This window comes from Streptomyces sp. NPDC017940 (assembly GCF_044328435.1).
Lineage (GTDB): Bacteria > Actinomycetota > Actinomycetes > Streptomycetales > Streptomycetaceae > Streptomyces.
On sequence record NZ_JBIRHJ010000001.1, the window covers coordinates 201,586 to 219,478 of the forward strand.

Here is a 17,893-nt window from a genome sequence, read left to right on the forward strand (position 1 = left end):
GTGCCCGTGCCGCCCCAGCCGAAGCAAGTCCGGCGGTACGGGCCCGGCCTTCCGGCTGTCGCGACGTGCGAACATCTGCCCGTGGACAACCCCGACACCTCCCACGCGGCCCCGCCCGAGCACCTGCGCGACCAGGCCCCGGGAGCCCCGATCCGCTCCGGCATCCCCGAGCACGGGCGCATCCCGAAGTACTACGCCGTCAAGGCCCGCATCGCGGGGCTGATCGACGAACTCGGCGACGGACAGACCCTGCCCACCGAACGCGATCTCGCCGAGCGCCACGAGGTCGCGCGGGAGACCGTCCGGCAGGCGCTGCGCGAGCTGCTGCTCGAAGGGCGGCTGCGCCGGCAGGGCCGCGGCACCGTGGTCGCCGGGCCCAAGCTGGAGCAGCCCCTGTCCCTCGCCAGCTACACCGAGGGCGTCCGCAGGCAGGGCCGCACCCCGGGCCGCAACCTGATCTCCCTCGACCGCTTCCCGTGCCCGGCCGCGCTCGCGGCCGACATAGGGACACCGCTCGGCGAACCGGTGTGGCACATGGAGCGCGTCCTGCTCGCCGACGACGAGCGCGTGGGCCTGGAGTCCACCTACGTGGCCGTGGCCCGGGTGCCGCGCCTCGACCGGGACTTCGAGCCCGACTCGTCCTTCTACGCCTATCTGCGCGACCGCCTCGGCATCCCCTTCGGCGACGCCGACGAACGCATCGAGACCGTGCTCGCGACGCCCCGCGAGGCGCTGCTCATCGGGACGCCTCCCGCGCTGCCCATGCTCCTGATCCACCGCCTGTCGCGGGACACCGGGGGGCGGCCCCTCGAGCGCGTGCGCACCCTCTACCGCGGCGACCGGTTCTCCTTCACCGCGCACCTCTCGGGCGAGAGCTGACCCCCCCCCCCGCACGGCACCCGGAGCGCCCCCGCATGATTAAGGAATGGTAACGGGTCTAGTCCAAGCTTGACGGTCCGTTCACCGTCCCGTTGCCGACCGGGCCCCGCGGGGTCATCCGTCGAAAGGAGCGTTGCCGACGTGAGAGTCATCGTCGTAGGAGCCGGCGTGGTGGGAACCATGCACGCCTGGCACGCAGTGGAGCGCGGCCATGAGGTCGTACAGATCGAGCGCGAGAGCGAGGCCCGCGGGGCGTCGCTGCGCAACTTCGGGCAGATATGGGTCAGCGGCCGCGCGGGCGGCGAAGAGCTGGACACCGCGCTGCGGGCCCGCGAGCTGTGGGAGGAGATCGGTGCCCGCGTACCGGGGCTCGGCTTCCGTGCCAACGGCTCCCTGACCCTCGTACGCAACGAGCGCGAGCGGGCCGTCGCCGAGGCCGCCCTCGCCCGCCCGGACGCCGCGGCCCGCGGCTACAAGCTGCTCGACCCCGCCGAGGCCCGCGGCCTCAACCCGGCGCTGCGCGGCGAGTTCACCGGCGCCCTGTGGTGCGAGCGGGACGCCGCGGTCGAACCGCGCACCGCACAGCTGCACCTGCGCGAGGAGCTGATGAGGTCGCCGCGCTACACCTTCCTGCCCGGCCGCGAGGTCCGCGACGTCGTCGGGCCCGGCTCGGTGCGCGACGACCACGGCGACGTGCACACCGGCGACGCCGTCGTCCTGTGCACCGGCGCCTGGCTCGGCGGACTCGTCCGCGAGCTGGCCCCCGAGCTGCCCGTGCGCCGCGTACGGCTCCAGATGATGCAGACCGCCCCGCTCGGCGAGCCGCTGACCACCTCCGTCGCCGACGCCGACAGCTTCCGCTACTACCCGGCGTACAGGTCGCCCGCGCTCGACGACCTCAACGCCGGTCAGGCGCAGGAACCGACCGCCGCCGCGCACAGGATGCAGCTCCTCATGGTGCAGCGCGCCGACGGCGGACTGACCATCGGCGACACCCACGAGTACGAGCACCCCTTCGCCTTCGACACCCTCGAAGACCCCTACGACCACCTCACCGAGGTCGTCGAGGGCTTCCTGGGGCGGCCGCTGCCGAAGATCAGGCGGCGCTGGGCCGGGGTGTACGCGCAGTGCGTCGACACCGCCCGGGTCGTCCACCGCGAGCAGGTGCGCGACGGGGTCTGGCTGGTCACCGGGCCCGGCGGGCGCGGCATGACGTGCTCGCCCGCGATCGCCGAGAAGACCGCCGACGAGCTGGGATGGTGAGGGAATTGACCGGGAACACCCACAGGAGCACACGCCTCGTGGTGCTCGACATGGCCGGGACCACCGTCGCCGACGGCGGCCTGGTCGAGCAGGCCTTCGCCGCCGCCGCGCGGGAACTCGGCGTCGAGGAGGGCTCCGCCGACCACGCCGAGAAGCTGGACTACGTCCGCGCCACCATGGGCGAGTCGAAGATCTCCGTCTTCCGGCACCTGTTCGGCGACGAGGCGCGGGCCCAGCAGGCGAACGTGGCCTTCGAGAAGGCGTACGGGGAGCTGGTGGACGGCGGCCGGATCGCGCCGATACCCGGAGCGCGGGAAGCCGTCGAGGAGCTGACGGCGGACGGCCTGACCGTCGTCCTGAGCACCGGCTTCGCCCGCGTCACCCAGGACGCCATCCTCGACGCCCTCGGCTGGCGCGACCTCGTCGCCCTCACCCTGTGCCCCGCCGACGCGGGCGGCCGCGGGCGGCCCCACCCCGACATGGTCCTCGCCGCGTTCCTGCGCACCGGCGCCGCGGACTCCGTGCACGAGATCGCCGTGGCCGGTGACACCGCGTACGACATGCTCAGCGGGGTGCGCGCCGGGGCCGGAGTCGTCGCCGGTGTCCTCACCGGCGCCCACGACGCGGCCGCGCTCGCGGACGCCGGGGCCACCCACGTCCTCGGCTCGGTGGCCGAACTGCCCGCGCTCCTTCGGGGCTCCGCGCGATGAGCAGCGGCATACGCTTCGACTCGGTGTCGGTCGCGTACGGCAGGCACGGCGAGAACACCGTCCTCGACCGCTTCGACCTGACCGTCGAGCCCGGTGAGGTCATGGCGCTCCTCGGGCCCTCCGGGTCCGGGAAGACCACCGCGCTGCGGACCGTCGCCGGGTTCGTGCGCCCCGCCTCCGGGCGGGTGTTCATCGGCGACCGCGACGTCACCGCGCTGCCGCCGCACCGGCGCGGCATCGGCATGGTCGTCCAGCAGTACGCGCTGTTCCCGCACCTGCGGGTCGAGGAGAACGTCGCCTTCGGCCTGAAGGCGCAGAAGGCCCGAAGGGCGGAGATCCCCGGGCGGGTCGCCGACGCCCTGGAGATGACCGGCATGGGCGGCTACGCCAAGCGCTACCCGCGCGAGCTGTCCGGCGGCCAGCAGCAGCGCGTCGCCATCGCGCGCGCCCTGGCCATCCGGCCCGGTGTGCTGCTGCTCGACGAGCCGCTGTCCGCGCTCGACGCGCAGCTGCGGTCCGGGATGCTGGCCGAACTCGCCCGCTTGCACCGCGAGTTGCCCGAGGTGTCGATCCTGTACGTCACCCACGACCAGGTGGAGGCGCTCACCCTCGCCGACCGCATCGCCGTGATGGACCGGGCGCGGTTGCAGGACTGCGGGACCCCGCAGGAGCTGTACCGGGCGCCCCGCAACGCCTTCACCGCCTCGTTCGTCGGCAACGCCAACCTCCTGCCGGTCTCGGTGGGGGCCGGGTCGGTGTCCCTCGGCGGGGCCGAGGTGAAGGTGGACACCGGGGACGTGGCCGCCGGGGTGTCCGCCACGCTGTGCGTGCGGCCGCATCTCGTCGGGCTCGGGGCCGGGCCCAACGCCCTCGACGGGACGGTCACCGAGGTGCAGTGGCGTGGTGCCACGCACCGGGTGTACGTCGATGTCGCGGGGCACTCCGTGAAGGCCGACGTCCGGGAATTGCGGGAGCCGCCCGCGCTGGGCAGTGGGGTCACGGTGCACTTCGCTCCGGAGGACGCCGTGCTGCTGGCCGCAGGAGTGACCGATGGGTGAGCCTTCCGAGCGCCCGCGTGACGGCGGGCCGGTGGCTTCGGCCGCGGTTCAGGATCGGGAACCCGCCCTGCGGGACGACTGCCCCCAGGAGGAGCGGCGCGAGCCGCAGCCGGGGCCGCGGTCGCGGGAGCGGGAGCCGGGGCCGCGGTCCGGGGGCCCGCGTGGTGCTGTGCCCGCGTTCGTGTGGGCCCTGCCCCCGGTCGCCCTCCTCGGGCTCGTGTTCCTCTACCCCCTCGCCCTCGTCGTGCAGCAGTCCGTGCGGCCCGATGAGGGCGGGACCTCGCTCCAGCCGTACGCCGACGTCTTCGGGTCCGCCTCGTTCCGGGAAGCGCTCGGGACGACGGTGTGGCTGGCCGTCGGGGCGACCGTGGGCTGTCTGGTGCTCGGGTTCGCGCTGGCGCTGATCATCGCGTTCGTGCCGTTCCCCGGCGGGAAGGCCGTGGCCCGGTTCATCGACGTGTTCCTGTCCTTCCCCTCGTTCCTGATCACCCTCGCGCTGCTGTTCGTCTACGGCACCAAGGGCATGGCCAACGGGCTGTGGACGGATGCCACGGGGACGTCCGGTGACGGTCCCTTCCAGTTCCTGACCACGCCCTGGGGGGTGCTGCTCGCCGAGGTCACGTACTTCACGCCGTTCGTGATGCGGCCGCTGCTCGCCGCGTTCTCCCAGATCGACACGGCCCAGCTGGAGGTCGCCTCCTCCTTGGGGGCGCGGCCCCTGCGGGTCGTGCGGAAGGTCATCCTGCCCGAGGCGCTGCCCGCGCTCGCCGCCGGCGGCAGCCTGGTCCTGGTGATGTGCCTGAACGAGTTCGGGATCGTCCTGTTCACCGGCGCCAAGGACGTCACGACCCTGCCGATGCTCGTCTACAGCAAGGCGATGCTGGAGTCCGACTACCCAGCGGCCTGCGTCGTCGCCGTCGTCAACATCGTGATCTCCGTGGGCCTCTACGGCCTCTACCGGGTGGTGAGCCGCCGTGCTGGTGCATAGCCGCAAGGGCAAGTGGGCGACCTGGGCGGTCTTCTTCGTCCTGTTCCTGCCGCTGTTCGCGCTGCCGCTGCTCGTGATCGTCGCGGCGTCGTTCGCCGGGCACTGGTCGGGGGCGTTCCCCTCCGACCTCACCGCCGAGCACTACTCCGCCGCCACCCGCGGCGAATCCCTCCAGGCCCTCACCACCAGCCTGCTCACCGCGCTCGGCGCCAGCCTGATCGCGCTGGCCGCGGGCACCTGGGCCGCCCTCGGCGCCGCCGCCCTGAAGCGGCGCGGGGAGGGCACCTCACGGCTCTCGCGGGGGTGCGGGCGGGTCCTGGACGCCCTGTTCATCATGCCCGTCGCCGTACCGTCGGTGGTGGTGGGCCTCGCGGTCCTCGTCGCCTTCAGCAAGCCACCGGTGATCCTCAACGGCACGTCCACGATCGTCGTCCTCGCGCACGCCATTCTTGTCACGGCGTTCGCCTACCAGTCGGTCTCCGCCGCCATCCTGCGTCTCGACCCGGCGTACGAGCAGGCCGCGGCGTCCCTCGGCGCCCGGCCCGCGTACGTCCTGTGGCGGGTGAAGCTGCCGCTGCTGCTGCCGTCGCTCACCGCCGCCGCCGGGCTCTGCTTCGCCCTGTCCATGGGCGAGCTGAGCGCCACCATGATGCTCTACCCGCCGGACTGGACCCCGCTGCCCGTCCGCATCTACGCGGCCACCGACCGCGGGGCCACCTTCACCGGCGCCGCCCTCGCGGTGGTCCTCATGGGCGCGACCCTGCTCGTCCTGTTCGCGGTGTCCCGCATCCGCACCCGCGCCTCCTACCGCTGACCGTCCCGACCGCCGTCCCCCCCGAATCCCGTACATCACCGCAAGGAGTACGACACGTCATGCGCACCGTCATCCCCGTCCGCACGCTCGCCGCCGTCGGCGGCTGCGCCCTCCTGACCACGACCCTCACCGCCTGCGGCGGCGACTCCGCCGCGTCCGACGCCAAGGTCGTCACCGTCTACAGCGCCGACGGCCTCAAGGGCGAGAACGGCGACGGCTGGTACGACAAGGTCTTCGAGGACTTCGAGAAGAAGACCGGCATCAAGGTCAAGTACGTCGAGGGCGGCTCCGGCGAGATGGTGCAGCGCGCCGTCCGCGAGAAGTCCAACACCCAGGCCGACGTCATCGTCACGCTCCCGCCGTTCATCCAGCAGGCCGACGAGAAGGGCCTGCTCAAGGCGTACGAGCCCGAGGGCTCCCAGCACGTCGACGGCGCGAACAAGGCCCCCGACGGCAAGTGGACCTCGGTGGTGAACAACTACTTCGGGTTCATCTACAACAAGAAGGAACTGGGCGGCGACAAGGCGCCGAGGACCTGGGACGAGCTGACGGAGGGCTCGTACAAGAACAAGCTCCAGTACTCCACGCCCGGTGTCGCGGGCGACGGCACCGCCGTCCTCATCAAGGCGATGCACGACTTCGGCGGCAAGGAGCCCGCCATGAAGTACCTGGAGAAGCTCCAGTCCAACAACGTCGGCCCGTCCGCGTCCACCGGCAAACTGGCCCCCAAGGTCGACAAGGGCGAACTGCTCGTCGCCAACGGCGACGTGCAGATGAACTACGCCCAGTCCAAGGACATGCCGAACCTCGGCATCTGGTTCCCGGCGAAGCAGGGCAAGAAGCCCACCACCTTCGCGCTGCCCTACGCCGCCGGCCTTCTCGCCAAGGCACCGCACGACGCCAACGCCAGGAAGTTCCTCGACTTCCTGCTCAGCCGGAAGGCCCAGCAGCAGGTCAGCGAGGTCGGCGGGGGCTTCGCCGCGCGCAAGGACATCAAGGCCACCGACGCCAACGCCATCGCCCTCGACAAGCTCATGGACGGCGTCGAGGTCTTCGAACCCGACTGGGCCGACATCTCCGAGAACCTCACCTCGTACGTCGAGGACTGGAAGGCGGCCACCGGCAGCTGAGCGGACGGGGTGAAGATCACCGCTTCATGATTACTCTGGGGGCGTCGGCACAGCGTCGTCCCGGCGCCCCCAGCCCCAGTTCGCGCAGACCGCAGGAGTGCACCCCATGGCAGAGCGCAAGCCCATCGAATCGTGGCTCACCGACATGGACGGCGTACTCATCCACGAAGGCGTCCCGATCCCCGGCGCCGACGCGTTCATCAAGAAGCTGCGCGAGTCCGGCAAGCCGTTCCTGGTCCTGACGAACAACTCCATCTACACCGCCCGTGACCTCCAGGCCCGGCTGACCCGCATGGGCCTCGAAGTGCCCGTGGACAACATCTGGACCTCGGCGCTCGCCACCGCCAAGTTCCTCGACGACCAGCGTCCGGGCGGCACCGCGTACGTCATCGGCGAGGCGGGCCTGACCACGGCGCTGCACGACATCGGCTACGTCCTGACCGACCACGCGCCGGACTACGTGGTCCTCGGCGAGACCCGCACCTACAGCTTCGAAGCCATGACCAAGGCCGTCCGGCTCATCAACGGCGGCGCCCGCTTCATCTGCACCAACCCCGACGAGACCGGACCCTCCACGGAGGGCCCGCTGCCCGCGACCGGGGCCGTCGCCGCCCTGATCACCAAGGCCACCGGCAAGCAGCCCTACTTCGCGGGCAAGCCGAACCCGCTGATGATGCGGACGGGTCTGAACGCGATCGGGGCGCACTCGGAGAGCAGCGCGATGATCGGTGACCGCATGGACACGGATGTCCTCGCCGGACTGGAAGCCGGGATGGAGACCTTCCTCGTCCTCACCGGGCTCACCACCCGCGCCGACATCGACCGCTACCCGTTCCGCCCCTCCAACGTCGTCGACTCCATCGCGGACCTCGTCGATCGCGTCTGACGCGGCCCCGACGGGGCGCCCCTCTGGCCGGGATGCGGAATGCGCGGCGGGGCGTGAACCTGGGTACAGGAGGTTCACGATGTGCATACGTTTGCTCGCCGTGCGTAGCGCGGGAGCCGCAGTCCTCGCGGCCGTGCTGGCCGGGACCCCCGCTCCGGCGGGAGCCCACGACCAGGACCAGGTCGAGGCCCGCGTCACACCGGCGAGCACCGCCCCGGGCGCACGGGTCGAGGTGCGGGTCACGGGCTGCGCGGGCAGCACCGGTGCGGCCGGTTCCGGGGCCTTCGCCAAGGACGCGGAGCTGACCGGACAGGGCGGCAGGACCCTGTCGGGGACGACCCGCGTCCGCGAGGGCGTCACGGGCACGTACGAGATCACGGTGACCTGCGACGGCCACCCGCACCAGGGCGTCGGCACGGTGCGGGTGACCACCGCCCGGCCGACCCCCACCGCACCGGTGCGCGCGGGCGGCGGTGGCGCCGTCCCGCTCACCCCGACGGCGGCCGTCGCCGACGAGGCGGGACCCGGCACCCGGCACGCCGTCGTCGGCCTGGTGCTCGCCGGTGCCGCGGCCGTCGCCGTGGCCCTGCGCAGCATCCGCCGGCGACGCCCGGAGTGACACCGTGACGAGCCCGGATCGGGGGACCACTCCGCGCCCGCGCGGCTCCGGCGGCCACGGCCGCCTCGCCATGGGCGTCGTCTGGGCCCTGCTGCTCGTCGGCATGTGGCTGTGGGGCGACGACATCACCGACGTACGCGGCGGCCTGTCCGGCCCGACCACCGGCGACGTCGCGGCGGTGGGCCGCCCCGGCGGCGTCGAGCTGCCGCCCCCGCGCGAGCCGCTCGCCGCCGCACGCCCGGAGCACGTCGAGGTCCCCACGCTCGGCGTACGGGCGCCCGTCGTCGCGCAGGGCCTGGACGCCGACGGGTCCATCGCCCCGCCCGCGTACACCACGGCGGGCACCGTCGGCTGGTACGGCGGCGGGGTACGGCCCGGCGCCGTGGGCACATCCCTGTTCGTCGGGCATGTGGACACCGAGCGCGAGCCCGCCGTCTTCTACCGCCTCAGCACCCTGCGCCCCGGCGCGAAGGTGCGCGTGAGCAGGGACGACGGCTCGGTCGCCGAGTTCACGGTGGACGACGTCCGGGTCATCGGACGGGACGGCTTCAACGCGCGGGCGGCGTACGGGCCCCGGGAGCGGGGCCGGGCCGAGCTGCGCCTGATCACCTGCGGCGGCGCCTTCGACCGGGTGAACCGCACCTACTCGGCGAACGTCGTCGTCTCCGCCTACCTCACCGGCGTGGAGGAGTACCAGGCGTACTAGGTGTCGTACGCGTACCAGGTGTCCTACGCGTACCAGGCGTCCTAGGAGCACTGGGGCCAGGGCGAGACCTGGCCCGGCCGGCGATCCGCTCCCCCCGGAGTCGTCGACCGGGCCGGTCCTCGACCGCGCGCGCTCGGGCTGCGGGAGGAACCCGGCGTCGGCACGGGAGGCCTCGGGTGCTTCCCTGGTGTCGGAACACTGAACTCGGGTCGGGGGCCGGGGCCGTGGCACAGACTCTAGAGCGCGAGCCGCCCCTGGCCTAGAGGGCCTCCGAGGGGGGCCGGTCCGGCTGCCCGAGCCGTTCGGGGGCGCCGCCGCGCAGGGCCGTGTCGTCGAGGCTCCCGTCGATCACCATTGTCGCGGCCGTGTCCATGGCGAGGCGGTGCCGCCGCGCGTACCGCCGCAGCGCCTCGAAGGCGTCGTCGAGGCCGGTCCGCCAGCGCTCGGCCAGCATGCCCTTGGCCTGCTCGATGCGGACACGGCTGGTCAGCGCGGACTGCAACTGCCGGGACAGGTCGCGGTACCCGGTGTACGCACGGTGGTTGTGCAGCCCGACGGCGGCCGCGTCGGCGAGTGCCCGCGCGACCTGAAGGGCGTCCGCGTCCTCGCTCTCGTGCGGGCAGCCCGCGGCGGGCAGCGGGCTCAGCGGGTCCGCGGAGAAGACGTTGAGGACGCCTAGCACCCGGTCCCGTGCGCGCAGCGGCACCGCGAAGGTCATGCCGACGCCCCGCTCGCGGGCCCGCCCGGTGAAGTCGGGCCAGCGGGCGAGCGCGTCGGCCGAGGCGAGGCGGACGGGCGGCACGGCGTGGCCGGTGCCGTAGGAGTCCAGGCAGGGCCCGCCGAGGTGCTGGTTCTCCAGGAGGTCGCGGGCCAGTTCGGCGCCCCGGCTGCCGGCGGCGATCCTGACGGTGCTGCTCTTGTCGGTGTACATCACGCCGACGGCGAGAGCGTCGAGGAGTTCGGCGCAGTTCTGGGACACGCGGCACAGGTGGCGCTCGGCGTCGAAGTCGTCGCAGACCGTGTCCACGGACTCCATGAGAACCGCCGCGAGCTTCAACGCAGAGGTACGGCCGCGCATGGACCTCCCTGATTCGCCGCAGCCCCCCATGTCCCTGCCCCTACCCCCGTTCGGGGGGCTGTAACAGGTGTTCGACAGGGTGCTCCGCCGGGGCGGCGGCACCTCGTGGGCCGCACCCCGCTGTGCCAGGATTGGGCACCGGACAGTGCGCCCGAGGGGGAGTGGATGTACCGCAGGAACACAGGTCGCGGACATGGCCTCGCGTCCCGGGGGGCGGCGGCGACGGTGGCGCTCGCGGGGGCCGCGCTGCTGCTGTCCGGGTGCTCGTCGTCCGACGACGGGGGCGACAGGCACGGGGCGGGTTCCGGCACCGGTGTCAGCCAACGTCCCGCGGGCAAGGCCCCGTTCTGGGTGAATCCGCAGGGGAACGCGGCCGAGCAGGTCGCCGCGTACGAGAAGGACGGCAGGAAGGACGAGGCCGCCCGGATCCGCAGGATCGCCGAGCAGCCCGTCGGCGAGTGGATCGGCCCCGAGAAGCCCGAGGAGGAGGCGCGCGGGTTCACGGAGGCCGCCGAGAAGGCCGACCGCGACGCGCTGCTCGTCCTCTACAACATCCCGCACCGCGACTGCGGCCGGTTCTCCAAGGGCGGCGCCGCCGACGGCAACGCCTACCGCGGCTGGATCGACGGCGTGGCCAAGGGCATCGGAGACCGGCACGCCACGGTCGTCCTGGAGCCGGACGCGGTCCTGCACATCGTCGACCGGTGCACGCCCGGGGAGTTCCACGAGGAGCGGTACGACCTCCTGAAGGGTGCCGTCGCGAGGCTCAAGTCCCTGAGGAACACCAAGGTCTACCTGGACGCGGGCAACGCGGGCTGGTCGAAGCCCGACTCGCTCTGGGAGCCCCTGAAGCGGTCGGGCGTCGAGCAGGCCGACGGCTTCTCGGTGAACGTCTCCAACTTCCAGACCACCGAGGCCAGCAAGGCGTACGGCAAGGCGCTCTCCGCCAAGGTCGGCGACAAGCCGTTCGTCATCGACACCAGCCGCAACGGGAACGGGCCCTACACCGAGGGTAAGGACCCCTGGTGCAACCCTCCCGGGCGGGCCCTGGGGGAGGTTCCGAGCACCGAGACGGGTGACGACCTGGTCGACGCCTTCGTCTGGGTCAAGCGTCCCGGGGAGTCCGACGGGACGTGTCGCGGTGGCCCGCGGGCCGGGCAGTGGTGGCCCGAGTACGCCCTCGCCCTTGCCGAGGGCGGCAACTAGCGCCCCGCCAGGGGCGCGGGGAACTGCGCGCTCAGCGCGCGACGAGCCGCAGACGCGTCTGCCGGGCAACTGTGCAGACGCGTCCGCGGCCTTTTCGTGGCCGGTCGCGCAGTTCCCCGCGCCCCTGACGGGGCACGGTACCTCGCGCCCCTGACGGGGCACGGCTCACGGCACGTGGACCCAGCGGGCCCTGCTCGGGGTGCCCTCGCCGTCGGTCACGAAGAGCATGTACCAGCCGGACTCCACCAGGCTGCGGTTCTCCGGTACGGAGACGGTGATCCGGTCGCCGGACTTCTTCATGGCGAGGGCGATCGACGTCTGGTCGACGTCCGTGACATGGGTGCTCGCCGAAGGGCGGATGAGGCGCGCCTTCTCGAGGGCGGCGGCCCCGGGCGCCGCGAACGTGCCGGAGCCGCCCCGCTCGATGGTCTTCGGGCCCGCGCCGAGGGCGGGCCGTTCGCCGTGGTGGAGGTACGGCGGCGTGTAGATCTCCACGCGCTGCTCGAACACGCCCGGTTTGCTGTTGCCCTCGTCGGAGTACAGCGGGTCGGAGCCGAAGAACATCACGCGGCCGTCGGGCAGCAGGATCGAGCCCGCGTGGTAGTTGCGGCCCACGAGCGGGTCGGCGACCCTGTCGAAGGTATGGGACCTCGGGTCGTACAGCCGGGCCTCGCGGACGTCGGAGTCGCCGCGGCCGCGGTAGTCCTCGGAGCCGCCGGACACGAGCACGGAGTCGTCCGGCAGGACCGAGGCCTGCGGATAGCGGGTGCCCCTGCCCAGCTCCGGACCGTCCCTGAACCTGGGGGCGGCCTCCTTCAGGTCCACGATCCGGGACTTGGCGGAGGACTCCTTGGACTCGCCGACACCACCGCCGCCGACGACCATGTACCGCTGGTCCTGCGCGGGCGGCAGCTCCACGGTGTTGGAGGTCTCCAGGAGGTCCGGGTCGCTCATGCCCGGGATCTTCTGGAACCTGTTGGTCCTAAGGTCCCAGACGCCCGGGTCACGGCCGACGTCGTCGGGCCCGTACCCGGCGTTGGAACCGGAGTAGAACAGCCTGCCGTCGGCCATCTGGAAGATCGCCGGGTAGGTCGGGAACTGCCGGACGCCCTTGGTGTACGTCCACTTCTTCGTCCGCGGGTCGTACACCTCGTTCTTGCCCGGCACCAGCTGGCCGATCTCGTCGAGGCCGGAGAGGCTGAGCACCCTGCCGTCGGTGAGCGTGGTCAGCGTGGGGTACCAGCGGGCCTCGTTCATCGGGTCGACCTCGATGTACTTCTCGGCGACCGGATCGAACTCGAAGGTGTCCTTGATGCCTTGGAAGTCCTTCTTGTCCAGGGCGAGTTTCTGCGCGATGCCGTAGGTGTTGCGGGAGTCGGCGCCGGTGAGCCCCTGGACGCGGTAGTTGTCCTGGGTGCCGGTCTCGTACTCGGCGCCGCTGCGCTGCGCCTCGACGTAGATGCGGCCGAGGCCCGGCTCGTTGCGCAGGAACGCGCCCGTGTCCTTGTCGAAGATCTTCTCGGCGCGCTCGACGACGACCGGGTCCTTGGACACGAACGTCCTGCCGTTCTTCCTGCCGGTGAACTCGGTGCCCGCGGGCAGCGTGACGGGCTTGTCCGGGTTCTCGTTGTGCACGATCATCAGGCCGCCGGCCTTGGTGACGTCGCCCTTGAGCTTCTCGTAGCGCTTGGTGCCGCCCGCGATGAGCAGCTTGCCGTCGGCGAGCTGGGTGTGGCCGGTGCAGAACAGGTCGACGGGCGTCGGCACCTTCTTGACGGTGTTCCTGACCGGGTCCCACAGGCGGGTGTCGAACTTCTTGGCGTCGAAGTTCTTCTGGACGTTGCCCGAGCCGGCCACCATCAGGATCTTGCCGGTGTGCAGGAGCGACGCGTGGATCGTGTTCTGCCGGTACTCCTCGGGGAAGTCGATCACCTTCCAGTGACCGTTGTCCGCCTTGTACTCCGGCTGGTCGATCTTGTAGTCGTGGTACTTCTCGGAGCCCACGCGCCACAGCCAGGGGCCGTTCATCCCGGCCAGGGCCAGCACCACCACCGCGCCCATCGCGATGCGGCGTGCGCGGCGGCGGCGAGACGGGTCCTTCATCGTTCGTGGCTCCCGAGGGCGATCTGCACGGTGTCGTCATGCGCGGCCCAACTGGGCCTGCGCTGCGGGGGATGGGGCGCGGGCCGCACATGCGGCGGGTACTGCTGCGGCACGGCCTGGTGCGGCGGCGCGGGCTGCCGTGCGGTCGGCGGGGCGTAGTAGGGCTGCGGTACGTGGCTCCCGAACCCGGGCCGCGCGGGCGGTCCCGCGGACTTCTTCCGCTCCTGCCACATGCCGTACCGCCAGGCGAAGACGGGCGCCGCCGTGACGAGGAGCGCGAACGCGGCCCAGACGATCATCGCCGGATGCGCGTGGTCGTACACGTACGCCGCCGCGATCGACCCCGCGAAGACCAGGATGAAGAACAGGTGGATGCGGAAGGTGCCGAAGAGGGTGTCCGGGCTCGCCGATTCTCCCTTGGGGGTCACCACGAACGAGGACTTGCGGCGCAGCGCGGCGTCCATCAGGGAGCGCGCGTAGACGGGCGCGGACAGCGCCGACATCACCATGCCGGCGACGCCGCCGGAGCCCTCGGGCTCGTGCGGGGACACGTTGTGGCGGCGGTTCCAGACGTACAGGCCGATCTGGAGCGCGGAGGCGTTGCCGTACAGCATCAGCCAGATGGTCGGGTCGATGTTCACGCCGGACGCGCCGAGGCCGAGGAACAGGGCGCAGCTGAGCGCCGCGAGGATCCAGTTCAGCGCGGACATCGGATAGAAGATGACCATCATCGTGTAGTTGAAGAAGCGGCCGGGAGGCAGCGTGAACGGTGCCTTCCAGAACTGCTTGACGATGGTCTCGTACGTACCCCGCGACCAGCGCAGCTGCTGCGTGAAGAAGTCCGTCCAGGCGTTCGGGCCCTCGCCGACCGCGAGCACGTCCGGGGTGTAGACCGACTTCCACTTCCGGCCCGTCACCGGGTTCCGGTGGCGGTGGATCTCGAAGCCGGTCGCCATGTCCTCGGTGATCGAGTCGTAGAGCCCGCCGATCTGCTTCAGCGCGCTGATGCGTACAGCGTTGGACGTGCCGACGAACATCGGCGAGCCGTAGGCGTTGCCCGCGCGCTGGATCAGGGCGTGGAAGAGGAACTGCTGGGACTCGGCGGCCTTGGTGACGAACGTGTCGTAGTTGCCGTACACCTGCGGGCCGATGACGAAGCCGACGTCCGGGTCGCGGAAGAAGCCGAGCATCCGCTCCAGGTAGTTGGGCATCGGCACGTGGTCGGTGTCCACGGAGGCGAAGTAGTCGTAGTGGTCGCCGTGCGCGTCGAGCCAGGCGTTGTAGTTGCCGTGCTTGGTCCTGGCGCGGTGCGGGCCCTTCGCCCGGTTCCAGTGGGCGACGCCCTTGCGGGAGAAGTGGTGCACGCCGAGGCGCGCGCAGACCGCCTTGACCTCGGGGTCGTCGCCCTCGTCGAGCAGCCACACGTGCAGGAGGCCGCGGTGGCGCAGTCGGACCGCCGCCTCCAGGGTCTTCGTCACCATCCCGATCGGCTCCTTGCCGGGCACGAACGAGGTGAGGAAGGCGACCCGGGTGCCGTCCTCGGGCACCACGGGGACCGGGTCCCGGGCGACGAGGGTGGCGTGCGCGTTGGACAGGACGTTCATGCAGCGGAAGAACTCGATCAGTCCGATCGAGACGAGCATGACGATGTCGAGCGCGGGGAGCCAGTCGTTCGCGACGTGGTCGCGCTCCGTCCAGTGCTCGGGCTGGAGGAGCCAGGCGAGCAGGACGAGGGAGAGCAGTGGCGCCGCGCCGAGCATCAGCGCCGCGCGGACGCGGTGCGGCTCCTGGGAGAGCAGTGAGCGGTACTGAACCCGGTACGGCCGCGTGGGATCCGGCTCGGTGAGGGGGCCCGCGAGCCGGCTGTAGTGCTCGTAGTCGTAGCGGGGCAGGGACTTCTTGATCCGTCTGAAGCCGCCCGTCCGGTGCGAGAGCGCCCGCAGCTGGGTCGTCCGGGACGGGTCGCTGTGCGGTCCGCCCCCCGGCGTCGACGTCATGAGCCATCCCCCCGCACACGGTCGTCCGTATGTCCGTCGGTCCGTCCGCCCGCTCGGATCCCCTCGGAATCGCCCGGGCGCGTCTGTGGACTGCCACCGCGCCCTAAGACAGCGAGCGGTGACCGTCCGGTTGCAGACTGCCCCCTCGGGCACCCGTTCATGAACGTGAGGACCCCCGTCCAGACGTTCACACGGCCCCTCTTGCGGTCGGTGTACGAGCCCCCGCCCGAGCCCCCGCCGTGCGCCTCAAGAGAGCCGGGACAGGCCCGGGCCTCCCGTCAGGGTTCTACGCGCTCACGCGTGATCGCAAGGGTGATACGGGCGGTTTACCGGTCATATGCGGCGTGGGGGACGCCTTGCGGGACGGGAGCGCTCAGGCGGGTGCGGATGTTGCCGAAGTGTTCCCGTATCGCCCGTTCGGCCCGGGGTACGTCGGACGAGCGCACCGCGGCCAGGATCTCCCGGTGCTGGCGGCAGGTGACCTTGGGGTCCTGGGGCACGCCCACCAGGTCGGTGCGCACGCGGTGGAAGGCGTCCCAGAACGCCTCCAGCACCTCGCCGAGCAGGGGATTGCCCAGGCAGCGGTAGAGGGTGGCGTGGAAGGCGCGGTCCGTCTCGGCGCGCACGGTGCCGTCGGGGCCCGCGGCCTCGGCGTCCATGCGGTCCACCAGGGCGTCGAGGTCCGCGAGGTCGGCGGCGGGCAGGGAGCCCGCGAGGCGGGCGATCAGGCCGGTCTCGACGGCCTCGCGCAGTTCGAGCAGCTGGAGGAGGCTGTCCTCGCCCCGGTAGTGGCCCGCGACCGTGCGGAAGGTCAGGCCCTCGATCATCGGGGCCATCGACATCGGCCCGACGTAGGTGCCGAAGCCGTGCCGGATCTCGACGATGCCCATCGCCTGGAGTGCCTTCAGCGCTTCACGCACCGAGTTCCTGCTGGCGCCGAGCCGTCCCATCAGTTCCGGCTCGGTGGGCAGCACGGCGCCGGAGGGCAGCCGCTGGTCGATGATGAGCTTCTTGATCCGCTCCTGGAGGTCGCGTGGCATGGCGCAACCGTAGCGGCCGGGCCCGCGGGGACCCAGGGTGCGGGGGCGGTGGGCCCTGACCGGGGCAGGGGGTGTGGGTGGAGCCGCGCGGAAGAGGACGATGGCGAGATGTGTCCACGCTTTTCCGTGGACGCATCTCGCCATCGCTGTCGTGCGCCGCCAGGGACTCGAACCCCGGACCCGCTGATTAAGAGTCAGCTGCTCTAACCAACTGAGCTAGCGGCGCCTGCTGACCTGGAGAACTCTACCGGACGGCGGGAGGTGGTCGTGACCACCCGGACGCGCTCGGAGGCTCCGCCCTGGCCGCTTCTGGACCGGGAGCCGGACGGTGAACTCGTGGCGGCGTCGCGGGGTCCTCGCGGGGACCTGGCGGGGGCCTCGTGTCAGGATCGTCTCCACGATTGGTCTGGACATGTTCAACTGCGGACAATAATCTGAGACTTGGTCTAGACCGCACGTCCCGTACGGCACGCAGTGGTGGCACCCCCTGCACACCACGCACCACCTGCACGTCTTGCACGTCCAGCACGTCTTGCACGTCCAGCACGTCTTGCACGTCCAGCACTTCCCCATACATCGCCCCAGAGGTACGCAGCAGTCTCGGGAACCGACGGTGCCTCGAAGGGTGACGCACGACCGTGAGCGCGCGCACGGCCCAGGAACACCCCCACGTTCTTCAGGAGCAGCAGCATGCGTAAGAAGATCTCCGCAGCCATGCTCGGGATGGCGACGGTGGGAGCGTTCGTGCTCTCGACCGGCGGCGCCAGCAGCCATGGCTACACCGACCTGCCCGCAAGCCGACAGATCAACTGCGCCAAGGGCGTGGTGCAGGGCTGTGGTTCGATCCAGTACGAACCGCAGAGCGTCGAGGGCCCCAAGGGCTTCCCGGCTTCAGGACCGGCCGACGGAAAGATATGTTCCGCCGGTGTCGCGGGCTTCAACGCGCTGAACGGTGCGAAGGCACCGAACGGCGGCGCGTGGCCCACGACGAAGGTCTCGGGAGGCCAGAACTACAGCTTCCGCTGGCAGTTCACGGCCCGGCACCGCACCACCAACTTCGCGTACTACATCACCAAGCCGGGGTGGAACGAGAGCCAGCCGATCACGCGGGCGTCGCTCGAGCCCCAGCCGTTCTTCAACGTCCCCTACGGCGGTCAGCAGCCGCCGGCGACGCTGTCGCACAGCGGCACGATCCCGGGCGGCCGCAGCGGCCACCACGTGATCGTGGCGGTGTGGAACGTCCACGACACGGCGAACGCGTTCTACGCCTGCTCGGACGTCCAGTACTGAGCCCTGCTCGGACATCCGGCTCCGAGCGCGGTCCAGCGGCCAACCGGCTGATCGAGTGAGTGGGAGTCCAGCCACCCCCCACGGGTAGGTTCTGCGCACGCCGTACGCGAGAGCGACGGCGTGCGC

At 71.5% G+C, this 17,893-nt stretch carries 16 protein-coding genes and 1 tRNA gene; 12 read left to right on the top strand and 5 right to left on the bottom strand.

What is annotated here, in order from left to right; translation table 11 throughout:
• Positions 1-81 precede the first annotated feature (81 nt).
• The 10 genes from ACH4DX_RS00845 (at position 82) to ACH4DX_RS00890 (ending at position 9,053) form a co-directional block, all read left to right on the top strand.
• Positions 82-879 carry a GntR family transcriptional regulator gene (locus ACH4DX_RS00845; RefSeq protein WP_398116560.1) on the top strand — a complete coding sequence of 266 codons (798 nt, stop codon included), beginning with the start codon at positions 82-84 and terminating at the stop codon, positions 877-879.
• A gap of 141 nt (positions 880-1,020) precedes the next feature.
• The gene (locus ACH4DX_RS00850; protein ID WP_398153508.1) at positions 1,021-2,142 is read left to right on the top strand and encodes a TIGR03364 family FAD-dependent oxidoreductase; all 1,122 of its coding nucleotides are present in this window, start codon (positions 1,021-1,023) and stop codon (positions 2,140-2,142) included.
• Positions 2,136-2,852 (top strand): phosphonatase-like hydrolase, encoded by a 717-nt coding sequence (locus tag ACH4DX_RS00855; RefSeq protein WP_398153509.1) that lies wholly within the window; start codon positions 2,136-2,138, stop codon positions 2,850-2,852. The genes ACH4DX_RS00850 and ACH4DX_RS00855 overlap by 7 nt, the downstream gene beginning before the upstream one ends.
• Positions 2,849-3,910, top strand: a complete 1,062-nt coding sequence (locus ACH4DX_RS00860) for an ABC transporter ATP-binding protein (RefSeq protein WP_398116565.1) — start codon at positions 2,849-2,851, stop codon at positions 3,908-3,910. Before ACH4DX_RS00855 ends, ACH4DX_RS00860 begins: the two co-directional genes overlap by 4 nt.
• Entirely contained in the window at positions 3,903-4,898 is a 996-nt protein-coding gene (locus tag ACH4DX_RS00865; protein WP_398153510.1) for a 2-aminoethylphosphonate ABC transporter permease subunit, read from the top strand. Before ACH4DX_RS00860 ends, ACH4DX_RS00865 begins: the two co-directional genes overlap by 8 nt.
• Positions 4,885-5,712, top strand: a complete 828-nt coding sequence (locus ACH4DX_RS00870; protein WP_398116569.1) for an ABC transporter permease — start codon at positions 4,885-4,887, stop codon at positions 5,710-5,712. Before ACH4DX_RS00865 ends, ACH4DX_RS00870 begins: the two co-directional genes overlap by 14 nt.
• 59 nt (positions 5,713-5,771) lie before the next feature.
• Positions 5,772-6,842: a 2-aminoethylphosphonate ABC transporter substrate-binding protein gene (locus ACH4DX_RS00875; protein ID WP_398116571.1), complete on the top strand. Its 1,071-nt coding sequence runs from the start codon at positions 5,772-5,774 to the stop codon at positions 6,840-6,842.
• A 106-nt stretch (positions 6,843-6,948) separates the two neighbouring features.
• Positions 6,949-7,728 (top strand): HAD-IIA family hydrolase, encoded by a 780-nt coding sequence (locus ACH4DX_RS00880; RefSeq protein WP_398116572.1) that lies wholly within the window; start codon positions 6,949-6,951, stop codon positions 7,726-7,728.
• Between the two features lie 79 nt (positions 7,729-7,807).
• Entirely contained in the window at positions 7,808-8,347 is a 540-nt protein-coding gene (locus tag ACH4DX_RS00885; protein WP_398153511.1) for a hypothetical protein, read from the top strand.
• A gap of 70 nt (positions 8,348-8,417) precedes the next feature.
• On the top strand, positions 8,418-9,053 hold the full coding sequence (locus ACH4DX_RS00890; protein WP_398118000.1) for a class F sortase: 636 nt from the start codon (positions 8,418-8,420) through the stop codon (positions 9,051-9,053).
• A gap of 259 nt (positions 9,054-9,312) precedes the next feature.
• Here ACH4DX_RS00890 and ACH4DX_RS00895 read toward each other — a convergent pair whose 3' ends face one another.
• Positions 9,313-10,131 (bottom strand): ANTAR domain-containing protein, encoded by an 819-nt coding sequence (locus tag ACH4DX_RS00895; protein ID WP_398153512.1) that lies wholly within the window; start codon positions 10,129-10,131, stop codon positions 9,313-9,315.
• A 165-nt stretch (positions 10,132-10,296) separates the two neighbouring features.
• On the opposite strand from ACH4DX_RS00895, the gene ACH4DX_RS00900 reads away from it, so the two are divergent.
• The gene (locus ACH4DX_RS00900; protein ID WP_398153513.1) at positions 10,297-11,337 is read left to right on the top strand and encodes a glycoside hydrolase family 6 protein; all 1,041 of its coding nucleotides are present in this window, start codon (positions 10,297-10,299) and stop codon (positions 11,335-11,337) included.
• A 165-nt stretch (positions 11,338-11,502) separates the two neighbouring features.
• Here ACH4DX_RS00900 and ACH4DX_RS00905 read toward each other — a convergent pair whose 3' ends face one another.
• The 4 genes from ACH4DX_RS00905 to ACH4DX_RS00920 all read right to left on the bottom strand — a co-directional run bounded on the left by ACH4DX_RS00905 (position 11,503) and on the right by ACH4DX_RS00920 (position 16,703).
• Positions 11,503-13,440, bottom strand: coding sequence for a galactose oxidase-like domain-containing protein (locus ACH4DX_RS00905; RefSeq protein WP_398153514.1), 1,938 nt, complete (start codon positions 13,438-13,440; stop codon positions 11,503-11,505).
• Entirely contained in the window at positions 13,437-15,437 is a 2,001-nt protein-coding gene (locus ACH4DX_RS00910) for a glycosyltransferase family 2 protein (RefSeq protein WP_398153515.1), read from the bottom strand. Before ACH4DX_RS00910 ends, ACH4DX_RS00905 begins: the two co-directional genes overlap by 4 nt.
• 326 nt (positions 15,438-15,763) lie before the next feature.
• Entirely contained in the window at positions 15,764-16,477 is a 714-nt protein-coding gene (locus ACH4DX_RS00915) for a FadR/GntR family transcriptional regulator (RefSeq protein ID WP_398116584.1), read from the bottom strand.
• Positions 16,478-16,629: 152 nt separating this feature from the next.
• Positions 16,630-16,703, bottom strand: a tRNA-Lys gene (locus ACH4DX_RS00920).
• A 464-nt stretch (positions 16,704-17,167) separates the two neighbouring features.
• On the opposite strand from ACH4DX_RS00920, the gene ACH4DX_RS00925 reads away from it, so the two are divergent.
• Entirely contained in the window at positions 17,168-17,767 is a 600-nt protein-coding gene (locus ACH4DX_RS00925; RefSeq protein WP_398116586.1) for a lytic polysaccharide monooxygenase, read from the top strand.
• The last annotated feature ends 126 nt before the right edge of the window (positions 17,768-17,893 follow it).

Excerpts from the sequence above, each read along its gene's own strand:
- ACH4DX_RS00855 (WP_398153509.1), top strand. The coding sequence starts at position 2,136 with ATGGTGAGGGAATTGACCGGGAACACCCACAGGAGCACACGCCTCGTG.
- ACH4DX_RS00860 (WP_398116565.1), top strand. The coding sequence starts at position 2,849 with ATGAGCAGCGGCATACGCTTCGACTCGGTGTCGGTCGCGTACGGCAGG.
- ACH4DX_RS00865 (WP_398153510.1), top strand. The coding sequence starts at position 3,903 with ATGGGTGAGCCTTCCGAGCGCCCGCGTGACGGCGGGCCGGTGGCTTCG.
- ACH4DX_RS00875 (WP_398116571.1), top strand. The coding sequence starts at position 5,772 with ATGCGCACCGTCATCCCCGTCCGCACGCTCGCCGCCGTCGGCGGCTGC.
- ACH4DX_RS00880 (WP_398116572.1), top strand. The coding sequence starts at position 6,949 with ATGGCAGAGCGCAAGCCCATCGAATCGTGGCTCACCGACATGGACGGC.
- ACH4DX_RS00885 (WP_398153511.1), top strand. The coding sequence starts at position 7,808 with ATGTGCATACGTTTGCTCGCCGTGCGTAGCGCGGGAGCCGCAGTCCTC.
- ACH4DX_RS00890 (WP_398118000.1), top strand. The coding sequence starts at position 8,418 with ATGGGCGTCGTCTGGGCCCTGCTGCTCGTCGGCATGTGGCTGTGGGGC.
- ACH4DX_RS00895 (WP_398153512.1), bottom strand. The coding sequence starts at position 10,131 with ATGCGCGGCCGTACCTCTGCGTTGAAGCTCGCGGCGGTTCTCATGGAG.
- ACH4DX_RS00900 (WP_398153513.1), top strand. The coding sequence starts at position 10,297 with ATGTACCGCAGGAACACAGGTCGCGGACATGGCCTCGCGTCCCGGGGG.
- ACH4DX_RS00905 (WP_398153514.1), bottom strand. The coding sequence starts at position 13,440 with ATGAAGGACCCGTCTCGCCGCCGCCGCGCACGCCGCATCGCGATGGGC.
- ACH4DX_RS00910 (WP_398153515.1), bottom strand. The coding sequence starts at position 15,437 with ATGACGTCGACGCCGGGGGGCGGACCGCACAGCGACCCGTCCCGGACG.
- ACH4DX_RS00915 (WP_398116584.1), bottom strand. The coding sequence starts at position 16,477 with ATGCCACGCGACCTCCAGGAGCGGATCAAGAAGCTCATCATCGACCAG.
- ACH4DX_RS00925 (WP_398116586.1), top strand. The coding sequence starts at position 17,168 with ATGCGTAAGAAGATCTCCGCAGCCATGCTCGGGATGGCGACGGTGGGA.